Raw genomic sequence first — 14237 nt, 5'->3', positions numbered from 1 at the left:
CTAAAGGCAAGTTGTTAAGCAACGAGAGACGAAACCTATTAACGATACTCGTTTAATAGGTTTCGCGTAATAAGGTGTCCTTATTATGCTATTTTATGACCAAAAAATCGAGGTATGTTTGTTATTCTTGAACTAGAATGTTAGATGAATGCGTACAGCAGAGGAGTAATAGGGATTGTCAGTCACACCTTTGGAGCACGTTAGTTATTCAAAGAAAAATCGGGCAAATGCCGACAAGCAGCGGCCAGTATCCGGCTTATAAGTCCAACAAGCGAATTGAACTAGTTTGTAGACGCAGGATGGCCACGGAAATGGCGGGCGGGACTACGAGGGTTTTATTTCCATGTATGCGAAAGGGAACGGCGTCCGCTCCGCATCACCTGCACAATTTGACTGGATCGGGTAGCAAGTATCCGAGCAGGTCGCAGAGGTATAAGTGTAATTTATAGTAAGTCTGAGGAGCGTGAGAAAATGACAAACGAAAAAACCTATCTTTATTGGAATCCCAATTTGCCTCTCGAGGACCGTGTGAACGACCTGATCGCCCAATTGACACTGGATGAGAAAATCGGGCTTATGCCACAGTACCAGATTGCTATAGAGCGTCTGGGTGTGCAGGCGTACAAGCATGGCACGGAGGCGGCACACGGTATGGCTTGGCTCGGGGAGGCGACGAGTTATCCTCAGCCGATCGGTCTCGCTTGTACCTGGGATAGCGAGTTGCTTAAGAGAATCGGCGGCGCAATAGGGGACGAAGCTCGCGGCTTTTACAAGCGGAATCCGAATCTTAACGGCTTGACGCTATGGGCGCCGACGGTCGACATGGAGCGAGACCCTCGGTGGGGCCGGACGGAAGAAGCATATGGCGAGGATCCGGTTTTGGCCGGCAAACTTACCGCCGCGCTCACGCAAGGCATTCAGGGGGATCATCCTTTTTACTTGAAGGCCGTTGCCACGCTAAAGCATTTTATCGGTAACAATAATGAGGCAGGAAGAGGAGACTCATCTGTCAGCCTCGATCCGCGCAACCTGCGCGAGTATTACTTGAAGGCGTTCGAGATCCCGTTCAAAGAAGGCGGAGCCTTGTCGATGATGACGGCATACAATGCGATTAACGGAGTGCCGGCGAACCTCAGCCAGCTCGTTATCGACATCGTTAAACGCGAATGGGGAATGAACGGCTTTGTCGTTAGCGATGCTTTCGACGTAACGGGTACGGTGCGGGATCATCATTATGTAGAGACGCTGAAGGAAGCGGTGGCCCGTTCGATTCGGGACGGCGGAATCGACAGTATTACGGACGAAGCAGCAGTAGTGACGGAAGCGATCCGCGAGGCGTTAAAGGGCGGGCTATTGACAGAAAATGATCTGGATACCGCGCTTCGGAACACATTTCGCGTCCGTTTCCGGCTTGGGGAGTTCGACCCGCCTGAGCGGAATCCGTATGCTGTGATCGACGAATCGGCGATCCTCCACCCAGAGCACGCGGAGCTCGCGAGGGAGGCGGTGCAGAAAGCTGTCGTACTGCTCAAGAACGATGGGCAGACGCTGCCGCTGCAGGCTGCCAAGCTAAGCAAGGTTGCCGTCATCGGCCCGCTTGCCGATGTCGTTTATCGCGATTGGTACAGCGGCACATTGCCTTATGCGGTTACCCCGCTGCAGGGAATCCGCGAGAGGCTGGCGGCGGAAGGGAAAGGCGCCGAAACGTTATACTCCGCCGGCACTGATCGCGTGCGCATTAAGGCTGTTCGTAGCGGGCGGTATGTCCGGCTCAGCGACGAATCAAAGGCCCCTCTCGTCGCTCGCGCGGAGAGGCCGGAAGAAGGCGACATTTTCGAGATTTCGGACTGGGGTTGTGGTAGCCATACATTAATTTCGTTGCGCAATAACCTCTATGTGACAACGGACGACAAGAACCTGCAAGCGTCGGCTCAGCAGATTTGGGAGTGGTTTACGAAAGAAGTGTTCCAGATACAACCAGTGGATCAGGTTAGTTCGCTAGTTACCGCCTCGACCTGGAACGGAACGCCTATAACGGTTGATGATGAGACAGGTGTACTGCTTGTCGGAGACGGTCTGGCGGCTGAAACCGCGAACGATATTAACGTCGGAGGCGCTGTGGAGGTAGGCGGTTCGGTTGTTGGAACGCATGCCGACACGTTCGAGTTTGAACGCGTGTCGAGCGGCGTGGACGAGGCTGTCGAATCGGCCCGCGGCGCCGATGCGGCGATCGTGTTTGTCGGCAATCATCCATTGATTAACGGCAAAGAGACGATGGACCGGCCCGACATCACGCTGGCGGAATCGCAGGAAAAGCTGGCGCTTGCGGTAATTGAAGAGAACCCAAACACGATTGTAGTGGTCGTCGGCAGCTACCCGTTCGCCTTGAACGCTTTACAGGAGAAGGCGAAGGCGATTATCTACACGTCCCATGCGGGTCAGGAGCTCGGCCGTGCTGTTGCGGATGTTCTGTTCGGCGATGTCAATCCCGCAGGCCGAGTGAACATGACCTGGTACAAGTCCGTCGATCAGCTTCCGCCATTCATGGACTACGACATCATCCGTGGCGGCCGAACGTATCAATATTTTGAAGGCGAAGCGCTATATCCGTTTGGACACGGCCTTTCGTACAGCGAATTCCGTTACGAAGCCTTGCAATTGTCGCCGAACCGCGTTGTGGCCGGGACAGATACGGCAGCCCAGGTTTCCTGCCGTGTGACGAACATAAGCGACTGTGAGGGTGAAGAGGTCGTGCAGCTTTATGTTCGTGCAGACAAATCCCGGGTCAAGCGCCCGCGCCTTCAGCTGGCGGACTTCAAACGTATCGCTCTGGCTCCGGGAGAGTCTGCGGAGGTGACGTTCCAACTGCAGCTCGAATCGCTGGCCATCTGGGACGTAACACGCGACCGATTCTGCTTGGAAAGCGGAACGTACACGGTGATGCTCGGCGCTTCCTCCGCCGATTTGCGGCTTGAAGGCCGCCTTACAGTCGCCGGGGAGACGATTCCGCCGCGTGACCTTACGAGGGTGACTCGGGCCGCAAACTACGATGCGTATCAAGGCATTCATCTCGGTGAATGTATCGAAGGCGGGAGCGCCGCAGCCGTACATGGCGATAGGGGCTGGCTTGCATTCCATGACGCAGAGCTCGGTGCAGGGATCTCCGCGGTCGAGCTGCGGGCTGCTGCCACTGAGGATGCAGTGGTTGAAATTCGGTTGGATGGACCGGACGGTCCAATTGCAGGTATGTGCAAGATCCCGGCTGGCGGAGAACAGGACTGGCGGAGCCTCACTTGTGGTCTGACAGGCGCCTCAGGTCGTCACGACGTATACCTAGTCTTGGATGGGCCAGTGTCTCTCGGTTGGTTCCGAATGATAAACGATTAAGTTGAATAACCATTCACCAATAAATCAAGCACCCCTAGTTATGGGTGTACTTGATTAGGTTTGATGCAAACATAGTGTAACCGGAAAACCTGTTCGGGGCAGTCATGATGCAGGTGTTGGGTTTTGATTCGGCCACCCGCAGCCCCTTACAGTAAGTTCCTAATAGAAGGAACTTACTGTAAGGGGAGCTCCAAAACTGATTAAACCCTTGCTGCAGTCTCTCGATCACATGCTTAGCGTGCTTATAATAATCAGGGCTATTATTTACCTGCTTCTTAGCAAGTCCACTATGGAGCAGCCCCCAGGAGCATTCCCGTAACATATTCATATACTTCATATCTTGTAAGATCGCATTTTGCTCCTCTTCATAGTAGCCGAAGTACGATTGCAACCAATCTTTCTCTTGCTGTACGGTAAATCGATTTGAGAATGGTATCGCTGCGAGATCGAAAAAGATGTCGCCTATCCCGCATAACTCCCAATCTACGACATACAATTCCTTGCATGGGGGGACCAGATGAGGTTAAAAGGGTAGTAGTCATAGCGATATACCGTCTTAGAGGTCGGCGTGATGTATGGTTTCGAACATGAGCAATCGTATATACGCGCATTAAAAAAATATCTTGGATTGACCTCGGGGGAATTTCTGAGAAGACCAGTCGATGTCCCATTAACCGAACGTTTCGAATTGTCAACGATCACGGCTGTACAAAACGGACTTCTATTCAGACCGGTTATCCGATACAAAAAAGTGCTGCTGCTTGCCAGCAAACTTTATCCGATGAATCTTAAGGAGAATTAGGAGCAGTTTACGGCCAATCGGGTAGGAAGATTGCCACCTGACCTGACGGCAGATATGATACCACGGCATAAATATCTGGTATACACATACATCGGCGATTTTCACCCCCGGCACTTGACGATTAAGCACTTGGGCCAGATTTGGACGTGTATTGGGAGCGGTAGGGGGAGCGTTTTTACACAATCAGAGCCCTTCTACTTTGAATTAATAAAGGAAGATATTGCAACAGAATGGTATTGTGAGGTCGATATTTATATTCCTGTGTCTTAAACTAAATATTCCCGTTGGGCTCTAAATGGGCGCCCCGGTATATGTTTTTATTGACAACATATACCGGGGCGCCTTGTATTTTTGTAACATAAACCTAATATAAAAATCACTGATTCAGTCTAAAGGCCTTGGGGGATAGTCCGTAGGTCTTGGAAAACTGACGAGTGAAATAATTGCTATCGTTAAATCCGCAATCGTATGAGATTTTTGTGATGGGGTGTCCGCTTTGCCTGAGCAGCATACGCGCGCGCTCCAAACGAAGTCGCTGCAGGTATGAAATAGGAGTCGTTTGATAATAAGATTGAAAAATCCGATTCAGAGTCCGAACCGAAATATTGGATCTGGCCGCGATATCCTCCAAAGTAATAGGCTCAAGATAATGATCTTCAATATAGGAGATCGCATTCGCCAAATGCATCAGATTGCTGTCCGTTCCATTCTCCTGATTGTCATACTGTCTGGACAAATAGACGACAAGCTCCATAAACTTGGAAATGAGCATCGTCTGATAACCCTGATGCTTGTTGTTATATTCGTTGATCATGTCGAAGATAATCGATGCGACGTGTTCCATGCTTGGAATCGATAAACAAAGCCCGCTTTGAAAAGAATGAATATTGCGATAAAACGGCTCCAAAACAAAAAGTGCCTGAAAGCCGTTGGAGGTGCATAAATCCGGACCGGCGCTCCGAATTATTTCAGACCGGAACATAATATTGCAAATTTTAAATTCATGGGGATTTTGGTAAGCATGGTAGGTAGGACCGTTAATGACAAATACGTTTCCCTTCTTAATGAAATAAGTTTCAGAATTGACGATATGCGTAGCGTTCCCGTTCAATACAATCACGAGTTCGGTGAAGTCATCATGCTTATGAAGAGGCGTATCCTCTTTGTGCCCGCCATATTGAATATAAAACGGAAATTGCTCGTCATTAGTAAACCATTTCAAATAAACGTTATCCACGATATCGCCTTTAATTGACGGCAACTTATTTATGCATTTCGATTTCATAGTACTTCCTCGCCCGTTTGACATCAAACAACACCCCTTTTTCTGTGATAGTTGTATGCGGTATCATTTTTATTTTAACCGTGTGAAATTGCTGATCATATAACCAAAAATGTACTAAAAAACATATTAAAAATCGTTATTTAAGACTTCCGGTTCAGATTTTCATGTACTAATGGATGCATAGGATTAGTTTCTGCAGACTGCGGCTGATGAAACGTGAGCCAGTTATGCTCACGGTATTTGATTTTCACGAAAGCTCTTTCCTAGTCCATTACTTCTTCAAAGCCGCACCAACCGTTTTTTCGTAATTCTCGACCTGGAACTTAATCACATCGTCATAGCCTAGGCCTTTGGCTTTCGATACCATAGCCTCTTTTAAGCAGGCAAACTCATTATCGTTCTTCGCGAACATCAATTTCCAGGAATATTCCTTGATGACTTTGCCCACTTCAGCTTTCTTCTGCTTATCACATCGGGAAACTTCTGCGTCAAAGATTCTGGATCGAGCGCCTTCAGTTTAAGGAAAAGTATAAATTATTCCTCATGGCTTTTCCTTTTCTGGTACTCGTCTTTTTGTTCTCCTATTTGCCGCTATATGGCTGGATTTATGCCTTTTTCGACTACAGGCCCGGCATTCCGCTGTCCCAGACAGAGTTTTAGTCCGAAGAGTGATTCCGGCAAGCCTGTGCATGGGTTCTAGCTGTGGTCGGACTGGGATGGCGTTATGTCAGTAAACGCGAAGGCTATGGGCCAATTTTATGGCTATAATGAAGGGGATGGCTTCAATACCGCCGAACTGATGATGACGAAGGCCGATGAATCGAAATGGCAAGACGTGCTCGACGAAGACAGCTACTCATGAGAGGTTTGAAATTCTTTTTTGAAGCGAATAAGATGGGGCTGTCATCGCAACGGTAACAATTTTATTGTAAGCGCGTACAATTTCTAATCATACAACCAAAAACGTACTAAAAAACATACTAAAAATCGTTATTCTAGAAACTACGGGCTTGCGGACCGTTATGCTCGTGGACGACCAATCGTTGGCAATTGAAATATTATTTTTAATAGAGTATTTTTACGGTATAATTTTGACAGGGATTATAGTTTTGTCTCATTCTTAAGATTTGTGTTGTAAGCGCCGCCAAGGATTTACTCAAGCATCCGAAAGGAGACCTGAAATGGGAAGCAAGCTCCTCGCCGTGGTTAGGAAGACGAACAATATCCGGTTAAAGAACAAGATGATCATTTCCATCGTGATAGTGGTGTTCATCCCGGTTTTACTAGTGGGCATTATATTGACGGCTTCCTACCGACAGAACGTACTAGACCAAGCTACACAGCAAACCATGAACAACGTGGATAAAATCAAGAAGCATGTAACGGACAATCTTCGGATGCCGATTGAAATCTCGAATAAAATGCAAGTCGACGACAGGTTATCTAAATTGGTCAATTCCCGCTATGAGACCAAATTCGACATGGTTACAGCATATTGGGATTTTCGCTATTTCCGGGATTCCGTGCAGTTATATAAGGAAATTCATAACATCCGCTTCTATACAGATCTGCCGATGAAGATGAGCAACTGGGACTTTCTAAGCGCGGATGAGTCTGTCAAGAACTCGGACTGGTATCAGGAAGCGTTGGATAGATCCAGTTCATCCATCAGTTGGCATTACATCACGGACGAGACGAAGGAAAATCGCCCTTATCTCAGCCTCATTCGCAGGATTGATTTTCCGCTGCATCGTTCCTACGGAGTACTGGTCATCAATATGGACCAGAATGAACTTAATGGGATTTTAAGCGAGGAACCGTTCGATACGATGATTTTTGATGCGAAGGGCTTAATTGTCGCTGCCAAACAGCCGCAATGGGTCGGCCAGAATATCGACAGCATGAATTTCGCCAAGGATCTAAGCGATAAACCGGCTGGCGCTTATGAGTTTAATTATGAGGGGAAGCCCTCGAAGATTGTGGTGGAGGAGGTGGTTCCTCCATATAGTCGGAACGGGCTCAAAGTCGTTTCAGTCTTTACGATCGACAGCATCGTGAACGACGCAAATCGGGTCAGCAGGCTGGGGTTCACTATCATTGCGGCCAGTTTGACCATCGCATTCGTTCTAATTTACTTCACCTCATCCTTTTTGTCCCGCAGACTGCTTCTGCTTAATAAAGTGTTGAACAAAGTATCCATGGGTAATCTGCACGTGAAGTCGGATGTGGATGGAAACGATGAAATAGGCGCGTTATCCAAACAGTTCAACCATATGCTTGCCAGCATCCGGAGCTTGATGGAAGAAGTGAGAGAGTCCCATATACAGAAAAACTTGCTGGAGCTTCGGCAGCGAGACATCAAACTGAAGATGATGGCGAGTCAAATCAACCCTCACTTTCTGTTCAATGCGCTGGAGTCCATCCGAATGAAAGCGTTTGTGAAGGGAGATACAGAAATTTCCAATGTCGTGCATCTCTTGGGGAAACTGATGAGGCGCAGCATTGAAATCGGTGACCGCAAGATCACGCTCAAGGAAGAGCTTGATATTGTGCGCTGCTATTTGGAACTTCAGAAATTCCGTTTCGATGACGAACGTTTGACCTACAAGCTCCATCTGGATCATTTGGCAAAGAGAGTGGAGATTCCTCCGCTCATTATTCAACCTCTAGTAGAAAATGCTGTGATACACGGGCTGGAGGAGGTTGAAGAAAGGGGCAATGTCATCATCGATACTCGTGTGGAATTGGATCGGGTAGTGATTACGGTAGAGGATAACGGGTGCGGCATACCGGAAAACAAATTGCGGGAAATTGAGCATTCATTTCAGGACATGGAAGATGCCGAGGAGCATCGGATAGGACTCCGCAACGTGCATCAGCGCCTTATTCTGACTTACGGAGAGGGATTCGGGTTAAAGCTGGAATGCCCGCCGGGATCCGGTACGCGCATAACATTTTCCATACCGTTGGGAGGGAATTTACATGTATAAAGTGCTAGTGGTCGACGACGAACCGGCAATCCGACAGGGGCTTCTGAAAATTGTCGATTGGGGAACGCTTGGCTTCTGCGTGGTGGGAGACGTCTCAAACGGAAGAAAAGCGGTTGACCTCCATCAAGAGCTTTCTCCTGAATTGATCGTCATTGATATCCGGATGCCGCGCATGGATGGTCTTCAAGCGATCCGCGAAATTCGCAAGACGGATGGGGATTGCCAATTTCTTATTCTGAGCGGATACGCCGATTTTGCCTACGCCAAGCAAGCCATTGCGATGAATGTGAGCGGTTATGTGCTCAAACCGATTGATGTAGAGGAGCTAAGGGAGGAACTGCTGCGCATCCGAGCCAAACTGGATCAGTTGTCAGGTCGCGCAAAATTATCCGAATTTCATGCCGACGCGCTGCGGGAGGAACTTATTCTCAAGTTGATCGCAGCTGATCCGGCAGACGCTCAGGAGCTGGAAAGCGAACTGGTGACCTTAACCAGCTTTGCAGGGAGATCCAAGCAGATTCTGTTAGTTGAAGCAGAGGGCAACTCTCATGCAGGACCTGCGTATCTGGAATCAGTCAAGAAGAAATGGCTGGATGCCGCGGAGAAGGAGAACCTCGGGTACGGGTTTCAGACCGGACCGTATATCGGATTCCTGTTGAAGGAAGATCTGAACGGGCCCGACACCAAAAGCGAATGGGACCGGCTTCTGCAAGACTCGTGCGGACCTCAACTGGGCTTCACTGCCGCCGCTGGACGAATTGTCAATGAACTTGCGGATATCCGTCAATCGTACGAAGGTGCCTTGGCATTGTTGAAAAACCGTTTCCTGCTTGCTGAAGGGCAGATCCACATAGTGACGGAACCAGACTTGAGACAATATGCGACGGAGCCGAACAATCATGCTCCGCCGAATTTGGAGGCGCTCGCAACCAAGCTTTTATATATGCTGGATCTCGGCAGACGCGAAGGGGTGGCGGAGACGCTTGATGAAGCGGGAAGGGCGCTTGCGGCTTACGATTCTTCCGAAACCGCGATCAAGTCTGGCCTGACCAAAGTGTTGTCCGTTGCGCTAAGCAAATTGTCAGCTCTCCATCAAAGCGTCAATATACAGGACTATGCGCCTCTGCTTGCTGAGCTCAATCAGCACACCCACTACGATAGGGTGATGAGCGCCGCTCATTCCCAGCTCGCCGAACTGGCGGGAAGGCTTGGGGTGAACGGTAGTCTGCCAGTGGTCAAGCAAGTGATGGATTTTATCCAGCGGCATTATTATGAAAATCTAAAGCTGGAGACGATGGCTGAGATGTATAATTACAACAAAGGATATTTTGGCAGAATATTCAAACAGCATACGGGAGACTCGTTCCATACCTTCTTGGACAAGGTCCGAATTCAGCAAGCGAGCCGCCTTCTTAAGGAAGGACACAAGGTCTATGAGGTTTCGGAGCTCGTCGGTTATCCCAATGTGGGTTATTTCCATAGCAAATTCAAGAAATATGTAGGAGCTTCCCCATCTTCAATCAAGGGGGCTCCTCCCAAAGCCGAGACATATTCGCTGGAAACATCATAGATTTTTTAGAGCGGGGGGGGGGGCGGCATTTCATGAAAGCCAGAAATATAAAAGCGGCATGTCTTATAATGTTCGGAGTACTTTTTGCAGCCACCGGCTGCAGCAACAGCTTGGACTCCGATAGCTCCATCAGTCCTGACGCATCGTCGAGCAAAGAACTCACACCCATGACAATCACTTTAGCATTTGGTGACCTCAACACTTTATGGGACGACATGCAAAGCGAGGTCGGCAAGCTCATAACGGAAAAAACCGGCATCTCGATCAAAGCGCAATTCCCGATTAACATCAATGACACGGATATGTTCGAGTTAATGGTGGCAAGCAACGAGTATCCGGATATGGTTTGGGCCAAAGTCAGCGTGGGCAAGCTGAAGGACGCCGGCGCATTGATCGATTTGACGCCGCTCATTGAAGCGCATGCTCCGAACATCAAGAAGGTCTATGGCGAATACATGAAACGTTTGCGCTGGAGCAATGACGACCATGGTATATATGTCCTGCCGACAGCACCTGTAAACCAAACCTACTTCAAGGCGGGAAGCGGCTTCTCGCTGCAGCACGCCGTGCTGAAGGAGCTGAACTATCCACAGATCAAGACGGTGCAGGATTACGAGAATGCTCTCAAAGCTTATTATGATAAACACAAGACCACGGCCGACGGTCAACCGATCATTCCCTTGTCCCTGAACGGAGGGGAATGGCAATTTTTGATTAGCGTAACAAACCCGGCTGTCGCAACGACTGGCGCGCAGGATGAAGGAGAATTTTATATCGACCCGGATACTTATGAGGCGAAGCTCCATTACCTGCGCCCAGAAGAGAAGGAATACTTCCGATGGCTGAACCATATGCACGACATCGGCTTGCTGGAAACGGAGAGCTTCGTCCAGAAGTATGATCAGTACAAGGCGAAGATTACCAGCGGACGCGTTCTGGGACTCATCGATATGGATTGGGACTTCGCCGGTGAAGTAGCTGTATTGAGGAAGAAAGGCAAGTTCGATCAAACCTACGCCAACTTCCCGGTTACCTTGAATGAAACCTACAAGAGACATGACTTCCAGAGCTACGGATATTTGGCGGGGATCGGCATCTCGATCACGAAGAGCGCCAAAGACCCGGTTCGCATCATCAAGTTTCTCGATTTTCTGGCGTCCGATGAAGGACAAGTACTACTCAACTGGGGAATCGAAGGCAAACATTACAAGGTGGAAAACGGCAAACGCGTCATTCCGGAAGATATTCTGAATAGGAAAGTCAATGACAACTGGAACTTTAGAAAAACGACAGGCATAGATATGTACCGATTTGGACCGAGCTACGGTGACGGCGTGAAGGATTCAACGGGCAACTATTACACTACTGTCTTCCCGGAACAAATCGATAAGGAATACACCCAGGCGGATAGGAAGACACTGGCTGCTTACAATATCAAAAGTTACAAGGATCTGTGGCCGTCCGAGGAAGAATTCCCGGTTAAACCGTGGGGAGCGGCATGGAACATCAACATGGAGACCGGCTCTGAAGCGAATGTCATCTTCCAGAAGTGTCAGGATATTATGAAGAGGCGCGTTACCCAAGCGATTGTGGCAGAGCCGGAACAATTCGACGCCATATGGGACGACTTCATGAAGGAGCTGGAGAAAGCAGGCGTCGAGAAGCTGAACGAAGAGTTTACCAAGCTGGTGAAGGACCGCGTGAAGCTTTGGAATGAATAAGCTGCATCCATTTAGCCATGGGCATCATGAAGATTCGAACAACTATGAATTGCGTCGCTCCTCCATTTAAGTGGCCAAGCTGGAGGTTGTGGACGGAGTACTGATCTGTGACCGCGACAAGGAGTTTGAGTTGAATCTTTGAGCGGATGATCAATAGTAAGACGGTTTTCCTTGCGCCCCCTGTATTTTCGTGCAGGGGGCGATATTTATCCATGGTTTGAAAATTGCGTAGATGGAGGTCTGCATCATGCTACTATATGTCCTGAAATTACAGGTTTAGTGTTATGACATCGTCTAGCGATCTGGGCTATCTGCTTGGATTAACCGCCAAGGCTTATAAGCTTGTTCAGAAGTTTGATACCTCCGGCCGTTATGGTTCGGAGGTATTTTAATTGAAATGACTATATAATGCTATTTCATGTCTTTAAAATCCAGGTCTACTATCAGTAGTGGTGTTATTATCAATTTCACCGGGTGCAATGGAATGGTCTCTATCGTTTATGATAAGTACAGATAAGAGAGAGTAAACTATCACCAGTAAAGAGAAAGCTTACGAGGCTAGGAGGAGCACAGATGAAACCGCTAACAGAAGGTCCGCCGAAAGCAGGGGTAACGCTCAAAAGGAACAGGTTCTGGTTCAAAGCATTCCAGCAGCGTTACCTGTACATGATGTCACTTCCATTCGTAGTATGGATTTTTATTTTCAGTTATGTACCTGTATGGGGCTGGCTTACCGCATTTCAAAATTACAAGCCGAAAGATTCAATTTTCGATCAGAAATGGGTCGGCTTTGAGAATTTCATTGAATTATTCCAAGATGAAAGATTTTATATCGTTTTGCGAAATACGCTGGCCATGAGTACGATGGGACTAATTGTAGGCTTCACGGTTCCTGTTATATTCGCATTATTGTTAAATGAGATGAAAGGTCAGTTTTTCAAACGGTCAGTTCAAACGATTTCGTATTTGCCTCACTTTGTTTCATGGGTTGTCGTAGCCGGACTCGTATATAAGATGCTTTCGACAGACGGCGGAGCGGTGAACCAACTGCTCATGTGGCTTAACATTATCGATCAGCCTATTCAGTTTATGGCCAAAGGCAATTTGTTCTGGGGAATTGTAACCGCTTCAGATTTATGGAAGGAAATGGGCTGGAACTCGATTATTTTCCTGGCAGCGATGGCTGGCATCGATCCCGAGCTTTACGAAGCTTCAACGGTTGACGGCGCAGGCAGATTCCGCAAGATGTGGCATATCACGCTGCCTGGTATTCGTACAACCTTCATGGTCCTTTTCATCTTGTCGATTGGACACTTAATCAGTATTGGTTTCGAGAAGCAGTTCTTGCTAGGCAACCCTCTGGTATCCGATTTTTCAGAGGTACTCGATCTGTATGCGCTCAAGTACGGTATTCAAATGGGCCGATATTCGTACGGTACGGCAATCGGTATATTTAACTCCGTAGTCAGCATCCTACTAGTGTTTATCGCGAACGGGATATACAAGAGAGTCACCAAAGAATCAATCATATAGGAGGCGCGGCACATGCAAGGAGTTGTTCAAAAAAATATTGGCGATAAAATATTTGACCTAATCATCTATATATTCATGACGATGGTAGCTATTGTAACCTTATACCCGTTTTTAAATGTACTCGCGATTTCATTTAACGATTCGGTGGATACCGTTCGAGGCGGTCTGACGATTTACCCGCGGGAATTTACCTTAAGAAACTATGAAACGATTTTCGGCTTTGAGGGCTTAATAACCGGCTTTAAAAACTCCGTCATTCGGACGGTTGTCGGTACAGCAATCGGGGTTGTGGCAGCGTCCATGATGGCTTATACGTTAAGCCGTCCTGATTTTCAGGCTAGAAGATGGATGTCGGTTGTGTTCGCTCTCACGATGTATTTCTCAGGCGGACTCATTCCGGGCTTCCTATTGATAAAAAACTTAGGCTTGATTGGAACCTTTTACGTTTACATCATTCCTGCACTGCTCAGCGTTTGGAACGTGTTCGTTATCCGCTCGTATATCGACGGACTTCCGTATGCGCTTCAAGAATCAGCGAAAATTGACGGTGCGAATGATTGGACTATATTTTGGAAGGTGATCCTTCCGCTTTGCCAACCCGTACTTGCGACAATCGCATTGTTCATTGCTGTCGGACACTGGAATTCCTGGTTTGATACGTACTTGTTTAATAACAGGAATCCCGAAAATACGACGCTTCAGTATGAGCTGATGAAGGTGCTGTTATCTACGCAGACGGGCAGCAATTACCGCGACCCGAACGCACAGCAAGCGATATCGGCGGTATCGCCTGAATCCATTAAGATGGCGATTACGATCGTCGTTACCGTACCCATCTTGCTCGTATATCCATTCCTTCAAAAGTACTTTGTCAAAGGAATGACACTTGGCGCAGTAAAAAGCTAATTTCGGTAATAGCAGGTTTCCTGTTATATACATTCAAATCACG

The 14237-nt window shown here is 48.1% G+C and carries 10 protein-coding genes; 8 read left to right on the top strand and 2 right to left on the bottom strand.

Going from position 1 to position 14237, the window contains the following annotated elements; all coding sequences use genetic code 11:
- Nucleotides 1-471: 471 nt before the first annotated feature.
- Together DFP97_RS22770 and DFP97_RS22760 are read left to right on the top strand one after the other, a co-directional pair.
- A complete protein-coding gene (locus DFP97_RS22770; protein ID WP_114382655.1) occupies nucleotides 472-3387 on the top strand; it encodes a glycoside hydrolase family 3 protein in 2916 nt (971 codons plus the stop codon).
- Nucleotides 3388-3958: 571 nt separating this feature from the next.
- Complete coding sequence (locus DFP97_RS22760) at nucleotides 3959-4189, top strand: hypothetical protein (RefSeq protein WP_114382651.1); 231 nt, start codon at nucleotides 3959-3961, stop codon at nucleotides 4187-4189.
- A gap of 376 nt (nucleotides 4190-4565) precedes the next feature.
- Here DFP97_RS22760 and DFP97_RS22755 read toward each other — a convergent pair whose 3' ends face one another.
- Nucleotides 4566-5426, bottom strand: coding sequence for a helix-turn-helix domain-containing protein (locus DFP97_RS22755; protein WP_114382794.1), 861 nt, complete (start codon nucleotides 5424-5426; stop codon nucleotides 4566-4568).
- Nucleotides 5427-5745: 319 nt separating this feature from the next.
- Nucleotides 5746-5922, bottom strand: coding sequence for a hypothetical protein (locus DFP97_RS30900; RefSeq protein WP_181873637.1), 177 nt, complete (start codon nucleotides 5920-5922; stop codon nucleotides 5746-5748).
- 276 nt (nucleotides 5923-6198) lie between these two features.
- On the opposite strand from DFP97_RS30900, the gene DFP97_RS30895 reads away from it, so the two are divergent.
- The 6 genes from DFP97_RS30895 (at nucleotide 6199) to DFP97_RS22725 (ending at nucleotide 14194) form a co-directional block, all read left to right on the top strand.
- On the top strand, nucleotides 6199-6336 hold the full coding sequence (locus DFP97_RS30895; protein WP_181873636.1) for a hypothetical protein: 138 nt from the start codon (nucleotides 6199-6201) through the stop codon (nucleotides 6334-6336).
- Nucleotides 6337-6655: 319 nt separating this feature from the next.
- Complete coding sequence (locus DFP97_RS22745) at nucleotides 6656-8464, top strand: sensor histidine kinase (protein ID WP_114382649.1); 1809 nt, start codon at nucleotides 6656-6658, stop codon at nucleotides 8462-8464.
- Nucleotides 8457-10034, top strand: a complete 1578-nt coding sequence (locus DFP97_RS22740; protein ID WP_114382647.1) for a response regulator transcription factor — start codon at nucleotides 8457-8459, stop codon at nucleotides 10032-10034. Before DFP97_RS22745 ends, DFP97_RS22740 begins: the two co-directional genes overlap by 8 nt.
- A 32-nt stretch (nucleotides 10035-10066) precedes the next feature.
- Nucleotides 10067-11755, top strand: a complete 1689-nt coding sequence (locus DFP97_RS22735; protein ID WP_114382645.1) for an ABC transporter substrate-binding protein — start codon at nucleotides 10067-10069, stop codon at nucleotides 11753-11755.
- Nucleotides 11756-12328: 573 nt separating this feature from the next.
- Nucleotides 12329-13288 (top strand): ABC transporter permease, encoded by a 960-nt coding sequence (locus DFP97_RS22730; RefSeq protein WP_114382643.1) that lies wholly within the window; start codon nucleotides 12329-12331, stop codon nucleotides 13286-13288.
- A gap of 12 nt (nucleotides 13289-13300) precedes the next feature.
- The gene (locus DFP97_RS22725; protein ID WP_114382641.1) at nucleotides 13301-14194 is read left to right on the top strand and encodes a carbohydrate ABC transporter permease; all 894 of its coding nucleotides are present in this window, start codon (nucleotides 13301-13303) and stop codon (nucleotides 14192-14194) included.
- Nucleotides 14195-14237 lie beyond the last annotated feature (43 nt).

This window comes from Paenibacillus prosopidis (assembly GCF_003337375.1).
Lineage (GTDB): Bacteria > Bacillota > Bacilli > Paenibacillales > Paenibacillaceae > Pristimantibacillus > Pristimantibacillus prosopidis.
Note: the sequence above shows the minus strand (reverse complement) of the source record. Positions and strands in the feature narration are given on the sequence as shown.

Excerpts from the sequence above, each read along its gene's own strand:
- DFP97_RS22770 (WP_114382655.1), top strand. The coding sequence starts at position 472 with ATGACAAACGAAAAAACCTATCTTTATTGGAATCCCAATTTGCCTCTC.
- DFP97_RS22760 (WP_114382651.1), top strand. The coding sequence starts at position 3,959 with ATGTATGGTTTCGAACATGAGCAATCGTATATACGCGCATTAAAAAAA.
- DFP97_RS30895 (WP_181873636.1), top strand. The coding sequence starts at position 6,199 with ATGTCAGTAAACGCGAAGGCTATGGGCCAATTTTATGGCTATAATGAA.
- DFP97_RS22745 (WP_114382649.1), top strand. The coding sequence starts at position 6,656 with ATGGGAAGCAAGCTCCTCGCCGTGGTTAGGAAGACGAACAATATCCGG.
- DFP97_RS22740 (WP_114382647.1), top strand. The coding sequence starts at position 8,457 with ATGTATAAAGTGCTAGTGGTCGACGACGAACCGGCAATCCGACAGGGG.
- DFP97_RS22735 (WP_114382645.1), top strand. The coding sequence starts at position 10,067 with ATGAAAGCCAGAAATATAAAAGCGGCATGTCTTATAATGTTCGGAGTA.
- DFP97_RS22730 (WP_114382643.1), top strand. The coding sequence starts at position 12,329 with ATGAAACCGCTAACAGAAGGTCCGCCGAAAGCAGGGGTAACGCTCAAA.
- DFP97_RS22725 (WP_114382641.1), top strand. The coding sequence starts at position 13,301 with ATGCAAGGAGTTGTTCAAAAAAATATTGGCGATAAAATATTTGACCTA.